A 23,985-nucleotide genomic window follows, 5' to 3' on the forward strand; every position below is an offset into this window, starting at 1 on the left:
CGATCACCAGGGAGTGCCGATCAACTGGACGCCGGCCCAGAAATAAGGGTGGCCCATACCTGAAGCGATGCGGCGACGCTGGGATGGCGTCAGTTCCGTCAAGAGCGGAACGCCATCGGATCCGATGACCTTATCGCCTTGAAGCCGCACCTTGCCAGTGGCCATGGCCTGCCGTGTGGCCCGCAGGGCATCGGCTTTTTGCACGCCTTGGTCGAGGTAGCGATAGAGCTGCAGAAAATAGGCGGAGGTGGCGACATCATCGACATACCAGAGCGTGCCGATCGCACTTCGTGATCCCGCCTGAAGGGCAAGGCCGGCAAAACCGAGCTCACTGTCACTGTCCCCCAAGGCCGTGCGACAGGCGCTCAGCACGAACAGTTCGAGCGGGCTGCCACTGCGCTGCTGCCGCAGGCTGGCGAACTCCTGCAGGCTGACGGAGCCGGTTCCGGTGAAGATGCGTGCCTGGGATGGTCCCCCGGGCATGAATTCGGCATGGGTGGCCACATGCAGGCGCTCGTAGCGCGGGTCGGCGGCCTGGCTCAGCAGCACCTCGGGGGTGAAACTCTTGTTCAAGAAGCGGTCGATGCCGACCCCGTCCGGAATGCCGGCGAGCTCCTCCGGTACCAAAGGCAAGGGGCTGAGCCCCTCAAACTCCGAGGCCCCCGCCGCCAGCACCCGCCCCCTGGTCTGCCGGGGAGGGCCGAAGGAGGTGAGGTTGAGAGAGGGGGTGATGGAAAAGCCGAACTGGTCGCCGAAATAGCTGGTGCCGTCATGCAGGGCTGCGAAGGGAAGGCCCTGAAGACCCCGATCGGCGACGATCACCAGGGTGGTGATGCCCTTGGCCTTGAGCTCTTGGGCAACGGGCGCAATCAGGGCCCGGTGGATCTGCCTGGAGGGTGACTCCGGATTCTCCACCTGGAGCGGTTCGAGGCGGGCCAGCTGCCGGTAGAGCGCCCGCAGCTGTTCGCCGAAGCGTTCGCGGGACAGTTCAACCCTCTGCCCGAAAGGCTCGCCCTTGCGGCTGAGCAGGATCAGATCGAGGAAAGAATTCGCCGGCTTTGGATCGGTTCCAGCTGGGGCATTCAGCCCCTGTCCTGCAGCCTCCTTCTGTTCGGTGAAGGACACCATGAGAACAGCCGGATTGAATCGCTCGTCATCCTTGTCCCCTTTCTGGGAGGCCTTGCTGAGCAGGCGCTGCAGTTCATCGAGGCGCAGGTTTCCGTTGGAATCCGCCGCGGTGCCCACATCCCCCAGGGTCCTCCTCACATCTTCCGTGCGCTGCTGATCCCCATCCGAGAGTGCCGCGGCCACCAGGGCGGGTGACAGGGAGGTGGTGGAGGAAGTGAGGGTGCCTGGCGCCCCAATCGCGCTGCCAGCCAGGCTGAAATCGGCTTCCGAGAGGTTGACCGCCAGGGCATCGGAACCGTCCCCACGACGGCTGCTGATGAGGACCGCTCCGGTAGGAATCGTCTTGGCCGTCGAAAAAATCTGATAGCCAAGATCAGGCAACACCAAGGCCGGCCGCGGAAGAGGTGCCGGCGAGGGGGCCTGGGGTGGCGGCACTGCCTGGGGTGGCGTTACAGCTTGCGGTGGCGTTACAGCTTGCGGTGGCGGCGTGAAGGGAGGCCTCGGCGGGATGGGCGGGTCGGGCGGCGCCGGGGGAGGTGGCGGGGTCGCCGCCAGATCACCGCCGAAGCTGAACGGCAACAGGGGATCGCCTGTCATCCCCACACTCAGAAGATCAAAACCAACGGGCAGGAAGGTCTGGCCGGGGACGAAAGCTCCGGAGATGGTTTGAGCCCTGATCAGCTCGAAGGGGGTGGGGACGCCAACGATCGGCGGAGAGACCACTTCCAGTCCGCCGCCGAGAATGGTGTCACCAAAGACGGAAAGCTGATCGTCAGTGGAGAGGTCGAAAAGGACCTGGCTGTTGTCGGCCAGCCGGAAGCTGCTGGCACGGATGACGAGCGATCCGATGGGATCCAGCACCGCCACCGGGGCCCCCGGCAGAAGGGAGCCTCCGTTGCTGAACGCCCCCAGACCGGAACCCACCTCAATCACACCGGAACCCTGGAGCAATCCATCATTCTGAAATGTGGGACTGTCGATCAACAGACTTGCTGAACCACTGCCCTGAAGGACAATCGAGGTACCAGGGGAGATGTTGGCACGCTGAAGGTTCAAGGTACTGAAGGGAGCAATCAGGATTGATCCGGCACTATCAAGAGCCGCCAACTGATTGGATCCAGACAGCTGTAGCTGTGCCCCACTGTCAAGAGCCAGATTGGGACCGATGACGTTTGCATCTGTGAGTGCGAGAGTGGCTCCATCAGCAACTCTGATGAAGGTCGTAAAGATCTGGGTTGTATCTCTGAAGGTTCCACCATCGATACGGCTGCTCTGCGCTGAAGGGCCAATCTTCAGAAGTGATGTCGCGAAGGCTGTAACGGTGCGGCCAGGACCCTGCACGTACCGTCTTGTGATATCAAGAATGGCAGGCTTCTGGCTTTGAAATACCGAAAGCTGAACGTCTCCCAGGCTTGATGCATTCCAGGAGAATTCGCCAGTGCGAACGGTACCCGAGAATAGATTGAACGGTGCCACGGCACCCGTCAATTCAATGTTGCCATCAATCCGAGACGCACCCTGAATGGTTCTGAGCGTTCCGGTGTTGATGTCCACCGCGCCCTTCTGCCAGCTGATGGAACCCACGGGCGAGGATGCATCAGCACCCTTTTGATACCAAAGGTTGACATCCAGTTTCCCCTGAACGGACGTGTTCGAGAAGGCAACGGGGGCAATACCTGGAACCTCCGGAACATTGATCAGGATGTTGCCATCGGCCTCCAGATTGAGGGTGGCATTCCCACCAGCCGTTTTCCTGACACTGGCCAGAAGGGAGATGTTACCGGCCTGGGTGCCCTGGGGATCCGTCGTGTCAACGATCACCGTCTGGCCGAAGTTGAGGGCCGTGTTAATCAGTGAAACATCGATGAGCGACGGGGAACCCGGCGCCCCGTTGGAGCCGCCGGGTGGCGAGCCCCCCGCTCCGGCGACGATGGCGATGTCGCGGGGATCGATCAGCCAGGTGCCCCCTTTCCCCCTGGGTGCCGACAGATCCGGCGCGGTGGACAGTGCCAGCCAACCTGCCGAGGTTTCCACGAAACCACCATCGCCAGCCTGGGGACCGCCCCTGGCGCTGATGGCGCCACCCACCTCGGCCCTTTCCTTGCCGAGGACCAGGATGCGGCCACCACGACCAGCGCCGGTGGCATCAGCACGCAAAGCGGAGGCCGCGTCGACCGTGGTGCTCAACGCGGTCACGGCGCCGAGGCGATCGGCACCGACATGCACGTCCCCACCCGCCGTACGGCCCGTCGCCAGAAGGCTGGATCCAGCCAGCGACACCTGGCCCCCGGAGAGGCTGATGCTTCCGCCAGCGCCGGCCGGATTGGAAACATCCACCGTGCTGTTCTGGAGCGCCACCTGCTGGCCCTGCAGAGCGATCTGCCCGCCGGGGGCCTGAAGCCGGGATCCCCCCAGCAGCACGTGGCCTCCCTGGGCATCCAGCAGCAAACCGCCATCCACGGTGAGCAGGCCGCCATCCAGGGAGAGATCCCCCTGGGCGGAAAGGCCAAGCTGGCTGAGGGTGGACGGGTCGGTGCTGAGACCGGATAGGCCAAGGACAGGCGCCCCGACCAGGGAAGTGGCGGCAGCGGCCGTGGTGCCGAACACATCAAACCGCCCCTCTCCCAGCCGCAAGCTGGTGGCGGTCGACAGATTCAGTTGCTGAACATTGTTGAAGGTGCCGGCACCACTGAGCCGGATACCACCCGGCGAGAGCCAGACAAGGTTGGCCGGCCCGCTGAGGGTGATGGCCTTGTCGATGAAGCTACCCAGGGGGTGGGTGACGCCCACCATGACGTTGCGATGTCCGCCCACCTCGAGGCTGACGCCGGTGATGCCGCCGCGGGTATCGAAGGCGGAGAAGCGGTGAAAGAGATTGGCCCCGGCGGAGGTGCCGCCCTGGATCGCACAGGCACCGCTGAAGCAGCTGCCTCCTGGCTGGCCATTGACCGCACTGCCCAGCCCCAGCACCCCGCCGGTGGCGGTGATCTCGCCAGCGGCAACGGGAGAGCCAGCCAGACCGAGCAGGACGGCGACACCCAGAGTGGAGAACCAACGCGTGGATTTCACAACAGGAACGGCATCCGAGCCAGCATGGGCGGCCAACTTTCCTGGCAATTGGTAGCCGTTGCTACTCAAAGTCCCGCCCATGGTGTTGATCGGCGGGTAAATTCCCTAAGCATCAGCGACTGAGGCATTCCGGTCATCATTATTCACGCATCAGGCTCTACTCCGCCTGTCCTCATCAATATTCAAGAACGTTACCAGTCTGTCTTTCTGAGCGAGAACACGGCCCCTCCTGATGCTGCTCCTTCTCGCCCAGTTGGTGGCCCCCCCCCCTGCAGGACGGCCCTGTCCGACTACCAGGTCCACCACGCCAGCTTGATCGGCCAGCCCCTTCCGAAACGCAGCCGCCCGTCCCCGTCGACATCCGGCCCCTGGAGACACCAGCGCCCGAGCCCGACGGCAACAGGCCGCCCGCTGCCACACCGACTCCCGGGACACCGGCCACCCCCCTCACCCAGCCAGTCGGCCCGCTGCCGGAGATCCGCGGACTGACGCTCTACAGCCCTCTCCAGGTGCAAGGGATCCTGGCCGAATGCAGCAGGATCGCCGATCCCCAGGAGCGGCTCAAGGCCTGCGCCGTGGCCCTCAGCACGCGGCTGGTCTTCGATGGCTATGTCAGCAGCCGCGTCTACGTGGTGAGCGACCCGGCACCGGGATACCTCGATGTGGTGGAGGGACGTGTCGTCGGAATCCAGGTGACGGGCAGCGACCCGTGGCTGAACCGTCGCATCGCACGGCTGCTGCGCCCCCTGCGGGGCCAGATCCTTCAGCTGTCCGCGGTGGAGCTGCAATTGCAACTGCTCAAGCGGCAACCCGGCATCGAGAGTGTGAGGGGCACCCTGGCTCGGTTAGGCAGCGACCCCTCCGAAGGGGTGTTTCGGGTCGCCGTGGAGCCGGCCCGCGAGCCCTGGCAAGGGGATCTGGCGCTGCGCAACGACGGCACCAATGGCTCCGGGGAGTTCCGGGCGGTGGCCACGCTGCTGAAGCCCGGGGCGCTGAGGCGAGGGGACACCCTGCTGATCTACGGAGAGCTCGATGCCACCGACACCCCCGAGCTCGGCGCGGCCATCGCCTCGGTGAGTTACACCTACCCCTTCAGCGACACCTTCAGCCTCACCGGCGGTTTCGGCTTCAGCCGCCGCAACCTGGTGGAACTGCCGGCGCCGGTCGATGGATTCTCCACCAGCCAGTACCAGGCCTTGGCCCAATTCGAATGGGTGTTTCGCGAATCCCTCAGCCAGCGCTGGAGCCTCTTCGCCGGCTACAGCAACAGCCGCAGCAACACCTACGAACAGGACACCCCCCTGCCGGCCGCCGTGCCCGAAAGTATTCGTAGCCCTGCAGGCGGTTACCTGCGCTTCGGGGTCAACGGCAGCGGCACCGGCCGCCAGGGGGGCTGGAACGGCAGTGCCTACCTGCTGCAGGGCGTCACGGCAGCGACCCCGGCGATCCAGCGCCAGCAACTGGCAGAGGCAGGCATCGCCGTTGGGGGCGCCACCGCCATCGGTGGTTTCATCTCCGGCTCCTGGACCGTGACTCCCCGCTGGCAGATCAACCTGCGGACCGCCGCCCAGCTGGCCTTCGCTCCCCTCACCTCCTCCATGCAGTTCACCCTCGGCTCCGATGTGGGACTGCGGGGCCTCCCCGGCCAGCTGATCAGCGGGGACAGCGGCTGGCTGGCCAGCACCGAAGCGGCGTGGACCTTCTGGAACGGCAAGACCAGTGCTCTCCAGCTGGTGCCGTTCATCGGCGCCGGGGGCATCCGCACCAACTTCAACGGTGGCTCCTTCGGTGACACCGTTGGGGCGGGTGGGGTGCTGGTGCGCTGGCTGGCCAGCAACAACTGGACCCTGGAACTGGGCTGGGCCCAGCCCTTCTCCACCACCGACAACCTCGGGGTCTGGAATGACTGGCTGCTGGGCCAGGGGCTCTACACCAGGGTGAATTTCCGCTTCTGAGCCTCAGCCACCGAGCGTCAGACCCCGGCCAGCTGGTCGGACAGCAAGCGGCGGGCCTCCAGCAGCGCCCCATCCAGGGCCGTGCCGTCGCGCCCCCCCGCCTGGGCCAACTGGGGACGGCCGCCGCCACCGCCGCCGCAGAGCCGGGCGATGCCGCCGATGAAGGCCCCCGCCTTGGCACCGGAGGCCACCACCGTCGCGCCAAAGGCCGCCACCAGGATCACCTTGCCCAGATCCCCAGGATCCGGCAGACCACCGAGCACCACGGCCGCCGCCTCGCCGAGCTGCTGTTGGAGGCGCTGGGCCGCCTCCTGGAGGCCGGCGCCATCGACCCCATCCAGGCGCTGCACCAGCAGCCGATGGGAACCGACCGCTTCAGCCCGCTCCGCCAGGGCACTGGCCTTGGCCACCGCCAGGGCGCCACGCGCCGCCACCAGCTCCTTGGCGGTCGCCCGCAGCTCCTCGGCCTGGGCGGCGACGCGCTCGAGGATCTCACCGGGCTGGGCCTTGAAGCGATCGGCCAGCTCCCGCACTACCTTGTCGCGCTCCCTCAGGTAAGGGAGCAGGGCAGGACCGGCCACGGCCTCGATGCGGCGGATCCCCGCCGCCACCCCCGTCTCGGCGATGATCCGGAACAGACCGATCTCAGCCGTGTTGGCCACGTGGGTGCCGCCGCAGAGCTCCATCGAGACGCCGGGCACGTCCACCACCCGCACGACCTCGCCGTACTTCTCCCCGAACATCGCCACGGCGCCGGCGGCCCGGGCCCGCTCCAGCGCCATCTCGCCCACTTCGAGGGGGTGGGCCTCGGCGATCCAGCCATTGACCAGGTCCTCGATCTGCTCCAGTTCGCCCGGGGAGAGGGCCCGGGGGCAGTGGAAGTCGAAGCGCAGCCGGTCGAAATCCACCAGCGATCCGGCCTGGGACACCCCGTCATCGACCACCTGCTTCAAGGCGGCCTGCAGCAGGTGGGTGGCGGTGTGGTGGGCCTGGGCGCGGCGACGGCAGCTGCGATCCACCCGGGCCTGCACCACCTCACCCACCGCCAGGCTGCCGCGCTCGATGCGACCGCCATGCACGAACACACTGCGGTTGCGGCTCACTGCATCGATGCGAACGATCGTGCCGGCCTCGACGCCCGCATCCCCGGCCAGCAGCACGCCCCGGTCCCCCACCTGGCCGCCGGATTCGCCATAAAAAGGGGTGCTGTCGAGCACGATCTGCACCAGATCGCCAGCGCCAGCGACGGTGGCCGGTTCCCCGTTCACCACCAGGGCCAGCACACAGGCCGCCTGATCGAGGGCCTCATAGCCGCGGAACTGGGTGGGTTCCAGGGCCGCGGCCACCTGGTCGATCGCCCCCTGCAGGGTGAGGTCGATGCTCACGGCCGCGGCCTTGGCCCGCTGCCGCTGTCGCTCCATGGCCGCCTCGAAGCCCTGCAGATCCACCGTGAGACCGTGCTCCTCGGCGATCTCCTCGGTGAGCTCCAAAGGGAAGCCATAGGTGTCGTAGAGCTCGAAAGCCGCCTCGCCGCTGATGCGCTCCGGCCGGGCGGCGAGCACCTCAGCCAGCAGCTTCTCGCCCCGCTCCAGGGTTTCCAGGAAGCGGGCCTCCTCCCGCACCAACTCGGCCAGGATCACCTGGCCCCGTTCCAACAACTGGGGGTAGGCCGAGGCCATCAGGGCGATCGCCGCCTCCCCCATCACCACCAGGAAGGGGCGGTCGATGCCCAGCAAGCGGCCATGGCGGACCGCGCGGCGCAGCAGGCGGCGCAGCACATAGCCCCGGCCCAGGTTGGAGGCGGTGACCCCGTCAGCGATCAGCTGGGTGATGGCCCGGCTGTGGTCGCCGATCACCTTGAGGGACGTCTGGGCGCGGGCGTCGAGGGCGCGGTAGTCGAGCCCCGCCTGCGCAGCGGCGGCTTCGATCAGGGGATAGATGAGATCGGTTTCGTAGTTGTTCGGGACGTGCTGGAGGATCTGGGCCATGCGTTCGAGCCCCATGCCGGTGTCGATGCTGCGCCGGGCCAGGGGCGAGAGGGTGCCTGCCGCATCCCGGTTGTGTTGCATGAACACCAGGTTGTAGAACTCGATGAAGCGGGAATCGTCCTCCAGGTCGATGGCCTCATCGCCCTGCTCGGGGTGGAAGTCGTAGTAGATCTCCGAGCAGGGTCCACAGGGACCGGTGGGGCCGGAGGCCCAGAAGTTGTCGGCCTCGTCCATGCGGATGATCCGCTTGGCCTCCACACCTACGGCGTCACGCCAGATGGCCGCCGCCTCGTCGTCCTCACGGAAGACGCTGACCACCAAGTGGGCCGGATCGAGGCCGAAGACGTCGGTGATGAGCTCCCAGGCCCAGCGGATCGCCTGCTCCTTGAAGTAATCGCCGAAGGAGAAGTTCCCCAGCATCTCGAAGAAGGTGTGGTGCCGGGCGGTGCGGCCCACGTTCTCGATGTCGTTGGTGCGGATGCACTTCTGGCTGCTGGTGGCCCTGGGCGCAGGAGGCGCCGCCTGGCCGAGGAAGACCGGCTTGAACGGCAGCATGCCGGCGATGGTGAGCAGCACCGTGGGATCGTCCGGCACCAGGGAGGCGCTGGCCATCCGCCGGTGGCCCCGTTCGGCGTAGAAGGACAGGAAGGCCTCACGGATCTCGGCCCCGCTGCGAGGCCTGGGGCGGGTGGGGTCGGCAGCCATCACGAGTACGCAGGGAGATGTCCTGGGACAGGCATGATCGCCCAGCGCCGGAGCCAGGCGGGAGCTCAGTAGTGCTCCATCAGGGTCAACTGGACGCTCGTCTGGCTGAGCTTGGCGCCGATGTCACAGGTGAGGGCCTTGAGCAGGGCGATCACCACATCGGGATGGCTGGCGCTGAGGGCCTCGAAGTCGCTGCGGTGCAACACCCAGCACTCGCCGGGCTGGGTGGCGATGATGTCGGCGGTGCGCGGCGTCTGGGCCACGAAGCCGATCTCACCGAAACAGAGCCCGGGGCCGAAGGTGGCCAGCCGGGTGGAGTGGCAATGGCCATCACCGGTCTTGATGTCGAGGGCGATGTCGAAGGAGCCGGAACGCACCAGGAACAGTTCGTCGCCGGGGTCCCCCCGGCGGATCACGAAATCCCCCGCCACGAAGGCTCTTCTGACCATGCACTCCGCCAGAAGGCGCCGATGCTCCTCGCTCAGCGGCGCCAGAAAGCCCTGTTCCGGGAGGTCGGGGCCGCCATCGCTGCCGCCAGCAACCGCCTGTGGCCGGTACCACGACAGGAGCAGCTCCTCGGCGGCTTCGAGGGCCGAATCCAGGTGCTCGTAGGCGTCGATCCGATCGGTGATGCTCCAGTCGGTCTTGGAGACCAGGGGCAGCCGGCCGGCACGGGACAGGAGGATCTCCACGCCATCGTCCTCGATCGAACAAAGCTGGCGATCCAGCAGGCCAGAGGATTCCATCGGGCATTCGGTCACGTGGGCCAGGTCGAGGATGAGGATGCGCACGTCGTTGCTGAGCCGCACCAGTTCGGAGGCCAGCTGCTCGATCCCCCCGAAATCGAGCACCCCCTGCACGTGGATGATGCGCACCTCGTCCCGGTGGGGCGCCAGGATCTCCAGCTCCCTTTCGCTGCGCCAGCGGCGCGATTTTCGCTGCGACCCCTGATACGAGCGGCGGATGGTGGCATCGGCCTGGGAGTACTGGTTGAACAGACTCAGGCCCACACCCACCGACAACTGGCGGCAGACCGCCACCCCCCGGACGCTGTTGCCGAAGTTGTCGAGGGGCGGGGAGTAGGTGGCAATGCCGAGTCGCCCGGGAATCACCGCCATGACCCCGCCGGCGACGCCGCTCTTGGCCGGAATGCCGACGTCATGGAGCCACTGACCAGCGAAGTCGTACATGCCACAGGTGCCCATCAGGGCCAGCACCCGGACGGTGATGTCATAGGAGAGGGGATGACCACCGGTGAAGGGATTGCGGCCCTGGCAGGCCAGGGTGGAGGCCATCACGGCCAGGTCGTGGCAGGTGACGGAGATGGCACATTGCTGGAAATACAGATCAAGGGCCGGCTCGGGGTCGGACTCGATGATGTTGAAGTTGCGCAGCAGGTGGCCGATGGCACGGTTGCGATGGCCCGTCTCCTTCTCCGAGCGGTAGACGTCCTCATTGATCGTCAGGCGCCGGCCGGCCAGTTCCCCGAAATACTCCAGCAGCAGCTCAACAGCGCCACTTGGATCGGCGTCGCAGATCTGGGCGGAGGCGGCGATCGCGCCAGCATTGATCATCGGATTGCGCGGCTTTCCCGAGTCCGGATCCAGGCTGATGGCGTTGAAGGCTTCCCCTGAAGGCTCCACGTCGATCTTGCTGGCCATGAAGTCGAACGAAAGCGTCTTCAGGGCCAGTGCATAGATGAAGGGCTTGGAGATCGACTGGATCGTGAATTCCTTCCTGGTATCACCGATCTCATAGATCCGCCCACCCGAGGTGGCGATGACGATGCCGAAATCATCGGGACAGGCTTTGGCCAGCTCGGGAATGTAGTCAGCCACCCGACCTTCCCGGACGCCGGAGAAGGAGGCGTGCAACTCGCCGAGCAGCTCCTGGATGACGTTGGGATGGCGATCGGTACCCTGCCGCGGCAGCCGTTCGTCCCGAAGTTGATCAAGCATTAGGTAACAACAGATACCAGAAAGTGGGTGGCCCTTCTGGCCCCGTCACCCACCTTGCCAGCGTCAGGGCTGGCCGTCCGTCCGCGATTCTCAGGACTCTCGGGCGCCGGGCTGCAGCAGAGCCTCCAGGTCCACCGGATCGATCTGGTCGGCGGCCAGAAATCGCTGGGCATAGGTGAGATAAACCCCGGAGCGCAGGAAGAGCTCAAACAGGTCCGCATCGATGCGGCCACGGTCCCGCAGGCCGGCCAGGATCTTCAAGGACTGGGACAGGGGCATCCCCTGCTTGTAGGGGCGATCGGCGGCGGTGAGCGCCTCGAAGATGTCGGCGATGGCGAGGATCCGGGCCGGGATCGACAGTTGCTCCGCCGTCAGTCCCCTCGGGTAGCCCCGACCATCGAGGGTTTCGTGGTGTCCCCCGGCGATTTCTGCGACGCGGCCCATGGAGGGGGGGAAGGCCATGCTCTCCAGCATCACGATCGTGTGGATCATGTGCTCGCGGATCTTGTAGATCTCTTCGCCGGTGAGCGTGCCCCTGGCCACCGACAGGTTGTAGAGCTCGCCGCGGTTGTAGAGCAGCTCGGGCACCGTCAGATTGAAGCCCCAGCTGGACTCCGGCACTTCAGCCGCAGGTCTGGGCAGACGATGGTGGGGGGCATCACTGAGCAGGGTCTCTGGGGCCGGCAAGGGCTGCGGCGCCACGCCGTACCGGACCTGCTCCTCCCAGCCCAGGCCCAGTCGGTCGTCGAAATGGCGCCACCAGCGACGCCCCGCCAGCCGTTGCAGCTGGGCGAGATCGTCAGGATCGGTGCCTTCGCTGCCCAGATTGCAGCGGGCCACGCAGGCGAAATCACGTCGCAGCTCCTGCTCCAGTTGCGCGTAATCACGCCGCAGGGTTTCCGGGTCACCGCCCGCCAGCAGGCCCTCGAGCATGGCGATGCGGCCATCCCGCAGCAGCACCTCGAAGCGGGTGCGGATCTCATGAATCCGGTTGAAGGGGGCATCCAGCTTGGTGGCCTTCTCCACCACCGCCTCGGGGGTCACGAGCTTGCCGCAGTCGTGCAGCCAGGCCGCCGTGCGGAATTCCCGCCGCTCCGCCTCTGAGCTGAAGCGGAAGGGGGCCAGCGGTCCCGCTTCGGTGGCTTCCGCCGCCGCCGCCAGCAGCAGCGCCAGCTCGAGCATTCGGGAACAATGGCGGCCGGTATGGGAGCTGCGGGCATCGATCGCCCCCGCCAGCAGGGCGATCATCGAATCGATCTGCCGCTGCTGCCCTTCCAGAGCCTGGGTGCGCTCGACGCAGACGGCCGCCAGGGCCGCCAGGGCCTCGATCAGCTGCTGGTCGCCCGCATCGTAAGGACGCACGAGGGCGGAGGCCGTCTCGGGAGTGAGCAGGGAGGAGGGCTTCCGCTTCCTGTTGATCAGCTGCATCACCCCCACCACGTCCCCGGCCATGGTCCGCAGCGGCACCACCAGCATCGACACCGCCCGATAGCCGGTGCGGCGATCGAGACCGGCATCGAAGCGGTAAGGGCGGTCCGGGGGAATCGCATACACATCCGGCAGGTTGAGCACCTCGCCCTGCAAGGCCGCCCAGCCCACAAGGCGCTCAGGCGTGATCGGGAAGCGCACATCCAGCAGGCCCGAATCGATGCCCTCTCCGCGGGCCGCCAGGGAACTGTTCTGGAAAGCCGTGAACCAGAGTCGCTTTTCCCCCTTCTCCTCTTCCACCAGGTAGATGCTGCCGGCATCGCTGAGGGTGAGATCCCTGGCACTGGAGAGGATCTGCCGCAACAGGGCCGGAAGGCTGGCCGCACCGCTGATGGCCGTCGCGATCTGGAGCATCTCCGGCAGCGCGCGCCGCGCCTGGTGGGCGTCGGAGGCGTGCGGTGGCGGATGGGCGGCGGTCAAGGGAGTGGCCTGCCGGGATGGGGAGTCCTGTCGCTGGCGACAACCAGGGAAACGCCAGATGGCCGTGATCGGAGCGGCGTCCGTTGGCCGTGCCAGGAAGAGTGAGAAAGGGCTGTGCTGGTTGCCTTGCTGGCATCGCCAGCGTCACCTAATAATGTAAGCCTGCCGGTGGCCAGGCATGATCGGGCCATCGCCAAGGCCTTGCCGTTGACCCAGGCGTCCGACGATTCCCGTGCCCGTCTGCGGCTGCAGTCCCTGTCGTGGGCGCTGCTGGGCGGACTGGCCGCCGCCCTGATCGGCCTGCCGGGGGGGCTGGAGAGCGGGCTGCGATCGGCGGGCTGTGGCTTCTTCTATGGCCTGCTGGCCTTCCATCTGCAGCGGGTCGATCCGGACGACGAGCACCTGGCCGCAGGACTGGTGGGGGCGGTGTGCGGCATCCGCAGCCTGGGGGGCCCCGTGGTGGTCACCTCCCTGGCCCTGCCTGTTCCGGAGATCCAGTCTCTGCTCCACCAGCCCCTGGCGCCCAGCGCTGCCGGCGCGATCCTGGCGTTGCTGCGCGGCTGGTTGCCGCTCTGGCTTCCCCTGATCGGCAGCGCCCTGTTGCTGAGGGGCGCCCAACGCCTGTTGCCCGCCCTGCGGCCATGAGCCTCCTGCATGCCACCTGGCTGTTTCCACCGGAAGGGGCCGGGGGCCGGCTGCTGCTCTGGGCGGACACCTGGAGGGTCGCCGCTCCGGTGGCGCCGCTGCGCACCGTTCCCGACCACCCCCTGTCCCTCAGCGTCGACGACCTGGGCGCCTGGCTGGATGACCATGGCCTCTGGTCGGAAGCCTTCCGCCCGGCGGAGGCCCTGCTGACGCTGCCCAGCCGTAGCCAGGGGGCTCGGGGGCGCCGCAAGGCCGCCAGTGAGGGGCTGGCGGCCTGGAGCGGTCTGCCATTGCAGGCCGGCGAACCGATCCCGAAGGAGGTGCAGTGGTGGCCGTGGCGGGTGGAGGGGCTGGCCCTTGATCCCGCCGGGGCCGGCGAATGGCTCGCCGGGCTGCCCCTCTCCGGCGACGATCCCGGTCTGGCCGACGATCTGCGCTGGTGGAGCCATCTGGAGCGCTGGGCCCTGAGCCTGATCGCCAGGGGCCGCTGGTTGCCCCAGGTGGAGGAGGACCGGGCCCGCTGGCTGCCCCTGCTCAACCGGGAAGGGGACCGGCGCCGGCTGGAGGAACTGGCCATCCGGCTGCCCCAGGTGGCCACCTGCGCCATGGCTGCCGGTGCCTCCGGAGAACTGGGACTGGCCTGCCGCCGACCCGGCAGCGGCCGGCTGCGGGTGGCCAGCCTGCTGGAGGCCCTCCTGGATGGCCAGCTGCGCTGCGGCTTCCGGCCCCAGGCGGAGGGTCTCGATCCCCTGCTGGGCGCCTGGCAGAAGGCCCTCGGCCCTGGCCCGGGCCGGCTTGAGCTGGATGAGGAGGAGCGGGAGCGCCTGGCCGTGGCCACCCACCATTGGCGCGAAGCGGTGGCGGGGCGTGTGGCACCGGCCAGGACCTGCCTGGAACTGTTCACCCCCGAAGAGGGCGAAGACCTCTGGGAGTTGCGCTTCTCGCTGCAGGCGGAGGCCGACCCCAGCCTGCGCATGCCGGCCCGCACGGTCTGGAATGCGGGTGACGGCAGGCTCCAACTCGGCGAAGTGGAGGTGGCCGAACCGGGCCAGCTGCTGCTGGAGGGCATGGGCCGGGCCCTGCAGGTGTTCGAACCGATCGGGCGGGGCCTTGATGCGGCGGCCCCCGAAACCATGCAACTCACGCCGGCCGAGGCCTTCGTGCTGGTGCGCACCGCCGCCACCCAGCTGCGCGACGTGGGGGTGGGCGTGGTGCTGCCCGCCAGCCTCAGTGGGGGCCTCGCCAGCCGCCTGGGCCTCTCGATCGAAGCCGAGCTGCCCGAGCGTTCCCGCGGCTTCTCCCTGGGGGAAAGTTTGCAGTGGAAATGGGAGCTGATGATCGGCGGGGTGACGCTCAACCTGAAGGACCTCGAGCGTCTGTCCGCCAAGCGCAGCCCGCTGGTGCAGCACAAGGGGGCCTGGATCGAGCTGCGCCCCAGCGATCTCAAGAACGCCGAGCGCTTCTGCGCCGCCGATCCCAACCTCAGCCTCGACGACGCCCTGCGGCTGACCGCCAGCGACGGCGACACCCTGATGCGGCTGCCGGTGCATCGCTTCACCGCCGGGCCCAGGCTGCACGCCGTCCTGGAGCAGTACCACCAGCAGAAGGCCCCGGATCCCCTGCCGGCGCCGGAGGGCTTCGCCGGCCAGCTGCGGCCCTACCAGGAGCGGGGCCTCGGCTGGCTGGCCTTCCTGCACCGCTTCGACCAGGGCGCCTGCCTGGCCGACGACATGGGCCTGGGCAAGACGGTCCAGCTGCTGGCCTTCCTGCAGCATCTCAAAGTCGAACAGGAGCTGAAGCGCCCCGTCCTGCTGGTGGCCCCCACCTCCGTGCTGACCAACTGGAAGCGTGAGGCGGCGGGCTTCACGCCGGACCTGGAGGTGCGGGAGCACTACGGCCCCCGCCGGCCCTCCACCCCCGAAAAGCTGGCCAAGGCCCTGGACGGGGTGGATCTGGTGCTCACCAGCTACGGACTGCTGCAGCGCGACAGCGAACTGTTGGAGAGCATCGACTGGCAGGGCATGGTGATCGACGAAGCCCAGGCGATCAAGAATCCCTCGGCCAAGCAGAGCCAGGCGGCCCGCGACCTGGCCCGCCCCGGCAAGCAGGGCCGCTTCCGCATCGCCCTCACGGGCACCCCCGTGGAGAACCGGGTGAGCGAGCTGTGGGCCCTGATGGACTTTCTCAATCCCCGGGTGCTGGGGGAGGAGGGTTTCTTCCGCCAGCGCTACCGGCTGCCGATCGAGCGTTACGGCGACATGAGCTCCCTGCGGGATCTCAAGGCCCGGGTCGGGCCCTTCATCCTGCGGCGGCTCAAGACCGACCGCTCGATCATCTCCGACCTGCCGGAGAAGGTGGAACTGCGCGAATGGGTGGGGCTGTCGGCGGAGCAGACGAAGCTTTACCGCAAGACCGTCGAGGACAGCCTCGATGCCATCGCCCGCGCTCCCCTGGGCCAGCGCCATGGCCAGGTGCTGGCCCTGCTCACCCGGCTCAAGCAGATCTGCAACCATCCGGCCCTGGCCCTCAAGGAGGGCCGGGTGGAGAACGGCTTCGCCAGCCGCAGCGCCAAGCTGCTGCGGCTGGAGGAGATCCTTGAAGAGGTGATCGAAGCCGGTGATCGGGCCCTGCTGTTCACCCAGTTCGCCGAATGGGGGCACCTGCTCAAGGCCTACCTGGAACAGCGCTGGCGCCAGGATGTGCCCTTCCTGCATGGGGGCAGCAGCAAGATCGACCGCCAGGCCATGGTGGATCGCTTCCAGGAGGATCCCCGCGGTCCGCAATTGTTCCTGCTGTCCCTCAAGGCTGGCGGCGTCGGCCTCAACCTCACCCGGGCCAGCCACGTGTTCCACATCGACCGCTGGTGGAACCCTGCGGTGGAGAACCAGGCCACCGACCGGGCCTACCGGATCGGCCAGACCAACCGGGTGCTGGTGCACAAATTCATCACCAGCGGTTCGGTGGAGGAAAAGATCGACCGCATGATCGAGGAGAAATCCAGGCTGGCCGCCGACATCGTCGGCAGCGGCGAGGAATGGCTCGGCGGCTTCGACGTGGGCCAGCTTCGCGATCTGGTGGCCCTCGACGACAGCCACTGAGGCAGGCCAAACCTGAGCCAGTGCCGTTGTGGGTCAGCGGCTGGGGAGCAGCGCTATCTCTTTCTCCCCCAGCACCGGGAGAAGCACCGGCAGGGCCCGCGGCCCTGCGGCGGCAGGGTCCTGACCCATGCGGCGCAGCCAGCGGTAGTGGGAGACGACACCCGCAAGGAAGGACGGGTGGCTGCGGAAGGGAACACCGCAGTCACGGCAGGTCTGCTCAACGATGGCGGAGAGCTGGGGGTAGTGGACGTGGCAGATGCGAGGGAACAGGTGATGCTCCACCTGGAAGTTCAAGCCCCCCAGCAGCCAGCTCAGCAGGCCATTGGAGCGGCTGAAGTCCACCGTGGTGGCCAGTTGGTGGTTGGCCCAGGGGCCCATGCCAGCGTTGCTGGCAGCGGCGGCGGGGAAATCGGCCTCCTCCACGCAGTGGGCCAGCTGGAACACCACACTCAGCACGATTCCCTGGACCATGGCCGTCACCACGTAGCAGCCGATCACCGCAGCGAAGGAATGGCGCTGCAGCGGCAGGGCAAACGCCAGGGAGAAAAAGATCACCTTGCCGCCCACGAACACCAGCCAGTCGGCAGGGGTCAGCCGGGGCAGGGAATGGTCGCCGCGGCCCCGGCCGGCGAGATCGGCGAAGTCGTCGAAGAACTGCCACTTGATCGGCAGCATCCCGTAGAGAGGCCAGAGATAGAGGTGCTGCCAGCGGTGCCACCAGCGGTGGGGCTGATGGGGGGACAGGCGACCGATCAAGCCGAGATTGATGTCGTCGTCATGGCCGGGGATGTTGGTGAAGGTGTGATGCAGTCCGTTGTGTTTGTGGGCCCAGATCAGGGAACTGCCGCCCAGCAGATCGAGCGTGATGGCGGCGGCCTTGTTGATCCAGCGATGGCGTGAATAGGCGCCGTGGCCACCGTCGTGCTGGATGTTGAACCCGATGGCGGCGATCGCCAGGCCGAGGCAGGCCGAGAGCGCCAGCGCCCCTGGCCAGGTCGTCACCTCAAAGACCAGCAGCACGTACGTCAGGACGAAGCCGCCCAGGATCACGGCCGATTTGACCACCATGGCCACCGAGTCGCGCCGATCCAGACCGGTGCTTTCGAAGTACGCGTGAACCCTTGCCCTCAGAAGACTGTGAAAACCGTCGCCGGCGCCGAACGTGATGCGATTCAAGGACTCCACGCCCTGCGTCGGGACAACCTAGGCCAGTGGGCCCGGCAGGCGTCAGGATGGAGGCGTAAGGCCGGCGGCATGACCAGCTCCTTCCCTGGCGCCAATGGCGCCATCACCACCCAGCTGGGCCAGCAGGGCCTGGGGCAGCAGCCCTGGTGGGTGGAGCAGTGGATGGAATTGATCCATTCCTACCGGTTCAAGAAGCGCCTGGAGCGTGCCTGGACCTACGCCCGTGAGGGCAATGTCGTCTCGATCCGCTTTGAGGGTCGTCGGGTCCATGCCCGGGTGCAGGGCACCGACCCGGATCCCTACAAAGTGAAGCTCTGGCTCGACGTGCTCAACGATGAGGACTGGGGCTATGTGCTTGAGGCCCTGAGCCAGAAGGCCCGCTGGTCGGCCCAGCTGCTGGCGGGGATCATGCCCGCCGACATCGAGCGTGCCTTCGCGGCCAGCGGCAAGCGGCTGTTCCCCTTCAAGCTTCAGGAGGTGCGCAGCGAGTGCAGCTGTCCCGACAAGGCCAATCCCTGCAAGCACATCAGCGCCGTCTACTACCTGATGGGGGATCGCTTCAGCGAGGACCCCTTCGTGCTGTTCCAGCTGCGGGGCCGCACCCGCAGCCAGCTGCTGGGTGATCTCGCCAAGCGCCGCCGGGAGGGCGTGGTGGCGCCCGTGGAGCATGCCCCCCATCCGACCCATGCCGCCATCGCCGATCCGGCCCGTTGGTGGCGCTACGACGCCCCCCTTGATCCCGATCTGGTGGTGATCACACCGGCCATGGAAGGGGAGTCTGGCCTCGATGGGGCCGGCCCCCTGCCCCTGGCCGTGGAGCCCCGCTTCCCGGAGGCCAACCAGCTCTTTCTCGACACCCTCAAGGCCCATGGGGCCGGGATGGGCCAGCTCGCCATGGCCCGGGCGATGGCCATTGGGGCGGATGCCGAGGCCTGAGCCGCCCCCCTGGCTGAGCGCGGCCGCCATCGCCACCGCCGAGCGCCTCCTGGCCGGCCACCGGCAGGCGTTCGGCAGGCCGTTGCTGGCAGGCGTTGACGCTGGCCGTACACCATTGCAGGCGGCCCAGGAATTGTTTGTGGCCGCCACCGTGGTGCTGTCCCACGACGGCGCCGCCGATCCACGCCTGATCTACGCCAACCGCGCCGCCCTGCTGCTGTGGCGCCGCCCCTGGGGCGCCATGGTGGGCCTGCCTTCCCGGCTCACGGCTGAGCCAGCGGAACGCCAGAGACGGGCGCTTGCCCTGGAGCAGGCCCGCCGCAAGGCCCTCTCTGGCTATTCCGGCATCCGCGTCGACAGTGGCGGCCGCCGTTTCCGTATCCAGAACGCCCGGCTGTGGGCCCTGCCGGATGGTGGCGGCCAGCCCGGCGGCCAGGCGGCGGCCTTCTCCAACTGGTGGTGGCTGGAGCCGCCCCGTTCCGGTTCTCCACCCCCGCTGTCGGGGAGGCCGAACCCGGTTGGGGGGACCGAACCTGGGCCGTCGGTTCTCCCCCTCCATGCCTGAAGACAAGGCGGGCACATTGGCGGAGGGAGGGGTTCCTACTCCCGCTGTCCCCGTCACGTTCATCGGAAGCACCAACCATGCGTACCCTGCATTCTTCCCGCTTCGATCTCTTCGACCGGCTGGAGCAACAGCTGCAGACAGCTGAACGGATTCCCGCTGCCGAGATTCACGAAACCGAGGCGAATTACACCATCGCCCTGGAACTCCCCGGCGTCGATCGCTCCTGCATCGATATCAAAGCCACCGACCGCTCCTTGATGATCAGCGCCGAGCGCCGGCCTGCCCAGCCGGTCGCTGACAGCGGCGCCGCGGCCGAGGACAACCGGCCTGCCCCCTTGCTGAGCGAATTCCGCTACGGCACCTGGAGCCGCAGTTTCCGCTTCCCTGGAGGCATCCAGCGGGAAGCGCTCGAAGCCCACTACCGCGACGGTCTGCTCACCGTGACGGCACCCAAAGCGCAGTCACTCACCTCCGTCAGCGTGAAGCTGGCCGACTGAAGCCTCACGCCTCGATGCGGTGGGCGGAATCGAGGGAGAGGCCAATCACCGAGATGTAGCTGGTGGCTTCGATCCAGCGCACAGTGCCTCTCAGGTCGTAGGTCTCCCCCTCCCCGTCACCCACCACCACACTGCAGTGCTGACCGACTTCAAGATCATGGGAGGCCTCAATCGCCATCTTCATGCCATCCACGCTGAGGTCGAGGACCTCTCCGATCACCCCCTCGGAGGCCTCCATCGACTCCAGGTGGAGGCGGGCCGTGGCCAGGCCCGTCGGTGGCTTGAAGCGATCGGAGCGTGAGGCTTCCTGAAGACGCTCTTCCAGGCGGCGAAAAGCCTCCCGAAACCGCTCCAGGTCTCCAGTGACCACCTATCGGCTCGTCTGCGGAATTTTCCTATCCATTGTCCACCCTGCCACAAGGCGCTTTGTGCGTGGTCTAGCAGACCGAAAGGCACACCGCCCTGCCTACAGTTGCAGGCCTGCGGAAGGAGTCTGACCCCATGAGCAGCAGCACCGCCAGCGCCCCGCCCTCCACTGTGGCCGCAGCCGGCCGCCTCAGCCTTCAGTGCGAGCCGATCGCGGCTGACACCACAGCGATCCGCTCCCTCGACTGGGACCGCAGTCGCTTCGACATCGAATTCGGCCTGCGCAACGGCACCACTTACAACGCTTTCCTGGTCCGTGGCGAGCGCACCGCCCTGGTCGACACCAGCCACGCCAAGTTCCGCGACACCTGGATCCCCCTGTTGGAAGGTTTGATCGCGCCCACCGCGATCGATCACCTGATCGTCTCCCACACCGAACCGGACCATTCCGGCCTGATCGGTGATCTGATCGACCGCCACCCTGACATCGAGATCGTCGGCTCCAAGGTGGCGATCCAGTTTCTTCAGGACCAGGTGCACCGTCCCTTCCGTAGCCGGGCGGTCAAGAGCGGCGACGAACTGGACCTGGGCGTTCACCCCGCCAGCGGCGTGGCCCATCGCTTCAGCTTCCTCAGTGCCCCCAACCTGCACTGGCCCGACACGATCTTCTCCTTCGATCACGGCACCAGCCTCCTCTACACCTGCGACGCCTTCGGGCTGCATTACTGCTCCGACGACCTGTTCGATGTCGATCCGGGGGCCATCGCGCCTGATTTCCGCTTCTACTACGACTGCCTGATGGCCCCCAACGCCCGCAGCGTGCTGCAGGCCCTCAAGCGCATGGAGGGTCTGCCGGAGATCACCACGATCGCCGTGGGCCATGGCCCCCTGCTGCGGGAGCACCTGCCCCTCTGGGTGGGCGACTATCGCGACTGGAGCGGCCAGCGCAGCGCCGGTGAGGCCTACGCCGCTGTCTGCTACATCAGCCAGTACGGCTTCTGCGACCGGCTCAGCCAGGCCATCGCCCGGGGTGTCGGCAAGGCTTCCGGCCAGGTGCAGCTCGTCGACCTGCGCGCCACCGATGCCCAGGAACTGGCCGCCCTGATCGGCGAGGCGAGCGCCGTGGTGGTTCCCACCTGGCCCGCCAGCCCCGATGCCGACCTGCAGACATCCATCGGGACCCTGTTGGCCGCCCTCCACCCCAAGCAGTGGGTGGGCTGTTATGACGCCTTCGGCGGCAACGACGAACCGATCGACACCCTGGCCGGCCAGCTCCGCAACCTGGAGCAGAAGTGGGCCTTCGAACCCCTGCGCATCCGCCAGGTGCCCAGCGGCGCCGACTATCAACGCTGCGAAGAGGCCGGCACCGACCTGGGCCAGCTGCTCACCAAGGCCAAGACCATCGCCGCCATGAAGGCCATCGATGGCGATCTGGACAAGGCCCTGGGGCGCCTCAGCGGCGGCCTTTACATTGTCACGGCCCGCCAGGATGACGAGACGGGCAGCCGCAGCAGCGCCATGGTCGCCAGCTGGGTGAGTCAGGCGAGCTTCGATCCCCCGGGGCTCACGGTGGCCGTCGCCAAGGACAGGGCCATCGAGGCCCTGATGCAGGTGGACGACCGTTTCGTGCTCAACGTCCTGAGAGAAGACAACCACCAGCCCTTGCTGCGTCACTTCCTGCGCCGTTTCCCGCCGGGGGCCGATCGCTTCGCCGGCGTGGCCACCCTGGAAGGCGCAGCCGCCGGCGGTCCGGTCCTGAGCGATGCCCTGGCCTACCTGGGCTGCCGGGTGACCCAGCGCATGGAGGGACCCGACCACTGGATCATCTACGCGGTGGTGGAGGAGGGCAACGTGGCCGACACCACCGCCGCCACGGCCGTGCACCACCGCAAAGTGGGCAACCACTACTGATGACGTCCTCTCCCATCGCAACGGATCGGCGCGTCATCACGCTGCCGGTCGATTCCGGTCTGGTCTGCCTGCGCGGCCTCAGCCCCCGGCGGCTGCGCTTCGAAGTGGAATATGGCCTCGAGCGGGGCACCACCGCCAACAGCTTCCTGTTCCAGCAGGGTGCCTCCGGAGGCGCCCCCGTGCTGGTGCACCCGCCGGGGGCCTCCTTCGCCGCCCCCTTTCTGGAACAGCTGGCCCTGCTGGTGCCAGCCGACGCCCCCCTCAAGGTGGTGGTGGGCCATGTCAACCCCAACCGGGTCGCCCTGCTGAAGCAGCTGGCGACGGGCTGGCCGGCCACGGTGCTGGTGGCCTCCAATCCCGGCGCCCAGGTGCTCGCCGAGCTCTGGGAACTGCAGCGGCCCGGCCCGGGGGGTGAGGCCGCCGCCCCAGCCGACCCGGTGCCCCTGCCGACCGTCGAGGTGGTCAAGCAGGAAACCAGCCGCACCCTCTCCAGCGGCCATACGCTCACCCTGATTCCCACCCCCACCCCCCGCTGGCCTGGCGGCCTGATGGCCTTCGAGTCCAGCACCGGTCTGCTGATGAGCGGCAAGTTCTTCGCCGCCCACCTCTGCACCGAAGATTTCGCCGAGACGAATCGCAGCAGCACCGAGGAAGATCGCCGCTACTACTACGACTGCCTGATGGCGCCCATGGCCCGCCAGGTGGAAACGGTGGTGGACCGCCTCGACGCCATGGCGATTCGCACCATTGCCCCGGGCCACGGGCCGGCCATCGCCCAGAGCTGGCGCAGCCTGCTGGCCGACTACCGCCGCTGGGGGGAGAGCCAGGAACTGGCCAACCTGTCGGTGGCCCTGCTCTATGCGAGCGCCTACGGCAACACCGCGGCCATCGCCGACGCCCTGTCCCAGGGGGTGGCCCGCAGTGGGGTGCGGGTCGAGAGCATCAATTGCGAGTTCGCGCCACCGGAACAGCTGCTGGAGGCGATCCACGCCTGCGACGCCCTGCTGATCGGCTCACCCACCCTCGGGGGCCATGCGCCCACGCCGATCGTCTCGGCCCTCGGCACCGTTCTGGCCGAAGGCGACCGGGCCAAGCCGGTGGGGGTGTTCGGCAGTTTCGGCTGGAGCGGCGAGGCCATCGATCTGCTCGAAAGCAAGCTCCGCGATGGCGGCTTCCAGTTCGCCTTCGATCCGATCCGGGTGAAGTTCAGCCCCGATCTGGCCACGCTGCGCACCCTGGAGGAAACCGGCACAGCCCTGGGCCGCCGCCTGCGTCATCAGCATCGCCAGAGCCAACGGCGCAGCACCGGCGGCGGCCTGAGCGAGAGCCGCACCAACCCCGCGATCCAGGCCCTCGGCCGGGTGGTGGGTGCCCTGTGCGTGGTGCTGGCCCGCAAAGGGGAAGGCTCCGACGCCATCGGCGGGGCCATGGTGGCCAGCTGGGTCAGCCAGGCCAGCTTCAGCCCCCCCGGCTTCACCGTGGCCGTGGCCAAGGACCGGGCCATGGAGAGCCTGCTGCACGTGGGCGACGCTTTCTGCCTCAACGTTTTGGCGGCCGGGCGAGAAAGCGGCCCGATGAAGCGGTTCCTGCAGCCCTTCCCCCCGGGGGCCGATCGCCTGGCGGGCCTCGAGCTGGACGCCAGCCCAAGTGGCCAACCCCTGCTGCCGGACGCCCTGGCCTGGCTGGAAGCCCGCGTCAGCCAACGCATGGAGTGCGGCGACCATTGGCTGCTCTACGCCGAGGCCCTCAGCGGTGACCTGCTGGATGCGGCTGCCACGACCGCCGTTCACCAGCGGCGCAGCGGCGCCAACTACTGAGCCCCTGCCTCAGGCCGCGTGGGGCGGCGTGGGAGCGCCGCCACCGCCCGCCTGGAAGGGAAGGACGAGGGTGGCCCAGTGGTCGGGTCGCTCGGGACGGCGGCGCCTGGCCCGGCGCACCCCGAAGGGCACCCGCACCACGTTGGTGCCATCCACCCGCTGGCTGGCCTCCGGCAGACCGGGCCCAAAGGCGCCCAGGCCCTGGCCATCACCTGAATTGTCGTTGCCGTTCATGAACCCCATGAAAATGAAAG

15 protein-coding genes are annotated in these 23,985 nt (G+C 67.6%); 8 read left to right on the forward strand and 7 right to left on the reverse strand.

Annotation, left to right across the window (positions count from 1 at the left end):
- Positions 1 to 3: 3 nt before the first annotated feature.
- On the reverse strand, positions 4 to 4,197 hold the full coding sequence (locus tag KBY95_RS16375; protein ID WP_254964180.1) for a CHAT domain-containing protein: 4,194 nt from the start codon (positions 4,195 to 4,197) through the stop codon (positions 4 to 6).
- Between the two features lie 509 nt (positions 4,198 to 4,706).
- On the opposite strand from KBY95_RS16375, the gene KBY95_RS06660 reads away from it, so the two are divergent.
- Positions 4,707 to 6,152 carry a ShlB/FhaC/HecB family hemolysin secretion/activation protein gene (locus KBY95_RS06660; RefSeq protein WP_254964181.1) on the forward strand — a complete coding sequence of 482 codons (1,446 nt, stop codon included), beginning with the start codon at positions 4,707 to 4,709 and terminating at the stop codon, positions 6,150 to 6,152.
- Between the two features lie 17 nt (positions 6,153 to 6,169).
- Here the strand turns inward: KBY95_RS06660 and alaS are convergent, their stop codons facing one another.
- The 3 genes from alaS to KBY95_RS06675 all read right to left on the reverse strand — a co-directional run bounded on the left by alaS (position 6,170) and on the right by KBY95_RS06675 (position 12,711).
- Entirely contained in the window at positions 6,170 to 8,845 is a 2,676-nt protein-coding gene (gene alaS / locus KBY95_RS06665; RefSeq protein ID WP_254964182.1) for an alanine--tRNA ligase, read from the reverse strand.
- 65 nt (positions 8,846 to 8,910) lie between these two features.
- The gene (glsA, locus tag KBY95_RS06670; RefSeq protein ID WP_254964183.1) at positions 8,911 to 10,803 is read right to left on the reverse strand and encodes a glutaminase A; all 1,893 of its coding nucleotides are present in this window, start codon (positions 10,801 to 10,803) and stop codon (positions 8,911 to 8,913) included.
- A 90-nt stretch (positions 10,804 to 10,893) separates the two neighbouring features.
- The gene (locus tag KBY95_RS06675; protein ID WP_254964184.1) at positions 10,894 to 12,711 is read right to left on the reverse strand and encodes an HD family phosphohydrolase; all 1,818 of its coding nucleotides are present in this window, start codon (positions 12,709 to 12,711) and stop codon (positions 10,894 to 10,896) included.
- Between the two features lie 207 nt (positions 12,712 to 12,918).
- On the opposite strand from KBY95_RS06675, the gene KBY95_RS06680 reads away from it, so the two are divergent.
- Positions 12,919 to 13,356 carry a hypothetical protein gene (locus tag KBY95_RS06680; RefSeq protein ID WP_254964185.1) on the forward strand — a complete coding sequence of 146 codons (438 nt, stop codon included), beginning with the start codon at positions 12,919 to 12,921 and terminating at the stop codon, positions 13,354 to 13,356.
- Entirely contained in the window at positions 13,353 to 16,454 is a 3,102-nt protein-coding gene (locus tag KBY95_RS06685; RefSeq protein WP_254964186.1) for a DEAD/DEAH box helicase, read from the forward strand. The genes KBY95_RS06680 and KBY95_RS06685 overlap by 4 nt, the downstream gene beginning before the upstream one ends.
- A gap of 33 nt (positions 16,455 to 16,487) precedes the next feature.
- Here KBY95_RS06685 and KBY95_RS06690 read toward each other — a convergent pair whose 3' ends face one another.
- Complete coding sequence (locus KBY95_RS06690) at positions 16,488 to 17,630, reverse strand: acyl-CoA desaturase (protein WP_254964187.1); 1,143 nt, start codon at positions 17,628 to 17,630, stop codon at positions 16,488 to 16,490.
- Between the two features lie 78 nt (positions 17,631 to 17,708).
- Between KBY95_RS06690 and KBY95_RS06695 the strand changes: the two genes are divergently transcribed.
- The 3 genes from KBY95_RS06695 to KBY95_RS06705 all read left to right on the forward strand — a co-directional run bounded on the left by KBY95_RS06695 (position 17,709) and on the right by KBY95_RS06705 (position 19,637).
- On the forward strand, positions 17,709 to 18,575 hold the full coding sequence (locus tag KBY95_RS06695; RefSeq protein WP_254964188.1) for an SWIM zinc finger family protein: 867 nt from the start codon (positions 17,709 to 17,711) through the stop codon (positions 18,573 to 18,575).
- Positions 18,562 to 19,140, forward strand: a complete 579-nt coding sequence (locus KBY95_RS06700; protein ID WP_315858894.1) for an MEKHLA domain-containing protein — start codon at positions 18,562 to 18,564, stop codon at positions 19,138 to 19,140. The genes KBY95_RS06695 and KBY95_RS06700 overlap by 14 nt, the downstream gene beginning before the upstream one ends.
- A gap of 77 nt (positions 19,141 to 19,217) precedes the next feature.
- Positions 19,218 to 19,637 carry an Hsp20/alpha crystallin family protein gene (locus KBY95_RS06705; protein ID WP_254964189.1) on the forward strand — a complete coding sequence of 140 codons (420 nt, stop codon included), beginning with the start codon at positions 19,218 to 19,220 and terminating at the stop codon, positions 19,635 to 19,637.
- A 4-nt stretch (positions 19,638 to 19,641) separates the two neighbouring features.
- Here the strand turns inward: KBY95_RS06705 and KBY95_RS16380 are convergent, their stop codons facing one another.
- Positions 19,642 to 20,007 carry a PilZ domain-containing protein gene (locus KBY95_RS16380; protein WP_254964190.1) on the reverse strand — a complete coding sequence of 122 codons (366 nt, stop codon included), beginning with the start codon at positions 20,005 to 20,007 and terminating at the stop codon, positions 19,642 to 19,644.
- A gap of 131 nt (positions 20,008 to 20,138) precedes the next feature.
- On the opposite strand from KBY95_RS16380, the gene KBY95_RS06715 reads away from it, so the two are divergent.
- Positions 20,139 to 21,914 (forward strand): diflavin flavoprotein, encoded by a 1,776-nt coding sequence (locus KBY95_RS06715; protein ID WP_254964191.1) that lies wholly within the window; start codon positions 20,139 to 20,141, stop codon positions 21,912 to 21,914.
- A complete protein-coding gene (locus tag KBY95_RS06720; RefSeq protein WP_254964192.1) occupies positions 21,914 to 23,731 on the forward strand; it encodes a diflavin flavoprotein in 1,818 nt (605 codons plus the stop codon). Before KBY95_RS06715 ends, KBY95_RS06720 begins: the two co-directional genes overlap by 1 nt.
- Before the next feature lie 9 nt (positions 23,732 to 23,740).
- Here KBY95_RS06720 and KBY95_RS06725 read toward each other — a convergent pair whose 3' ends face one another.
- Entirely contained in the window at positions 23,741 to 23,965 is a 225-nt protein-coding gene (locus KBY95_RS06725) for a hypothetical protein (protein WP_254964193.1), read from the reverse strand.
- Positions 23,966 to 23,985 lie beyond the last annotated feature (20 nt).

Source organism: Cyanobium sp. Aljojuca 7A6 (genome assembly GCF_024346455.1).
GTDB lineage: Bacteria > Cyanobacteriota > Cyanobacteriia > PCC-6307 > Cyanobiaceae > Cyanobium.

What these genes read in the sequence shown, in the direction of transcription:
- KBY95_RS06685 (WP_254964186.1), top strand. Translation starts at nt 13,353, where the DNA reads ATGAGCCTCCTGCATGCCACCTGGCTGTTTCCACCGGAAGGGGCCGGG.
- glsA (WP_254964183.1), bottom strand. Translation starts at nt 10,803, where the DNA reads ATGCTTGATCAACTTCGGGACGAACGGCTGCCGCGGCAGGGTACCGAT.
- KBY95_RS06725 (WP_254964193.1), bottom strand. Translation starts at nt 23,965, where the DNA reads ATGAACGGCAACGACAATTCAGGTGATGGCCAGGGCCTGGGCGCCTTT.
- KBY95_RS06705 (WP_254964189.1), top strand. Translation starts at nt 19,218, where the DNA reads ATGCGTACCCTGCATTCTTCCCGCTTCGATCTCTTCGACCGGCTGGAG.
- alaS (WP_254964182.1), bottom strand. Translation starts at nt 8,845, where the DNA reads ATGGCTGCCGACCCCACCCGCCCCAGGCCTCGCAGCGGGGCCGAGATC.
- KBY95_RS06715 (WP_254964191.1), top strand. Translation starts at nt 20,139, where the DNA reads ATGAGCAGCAGCACCGCCAGCGCCCCGCCCTCCACTGTGGCCGCAGCC.
- KBY95_RS06700 (WP_315858894.1), top strand. Translation starts at nt 18,562, where the DNA reads ATGCCGAGGCCTGAGCCGCCCCCCTGGCTGAGCGCGGCCGCCATCGCC.
- KBY95_RS06720 (WP_254964192.1), top strand. Translation starts at nt 21,914, where the DNA reads ATGACGTCCTCTCCCATCGCAACGGATCGGCGCGTCATCACGCTGCCG.
- KBY95_RS06695 (WP_254964188.1), top strand. Translation starts at nt 17,709, where the DNA reads ATGACCAGCTCCTTCCCTGGCGCCAATGGCGCCATCACCACCCAGCTG.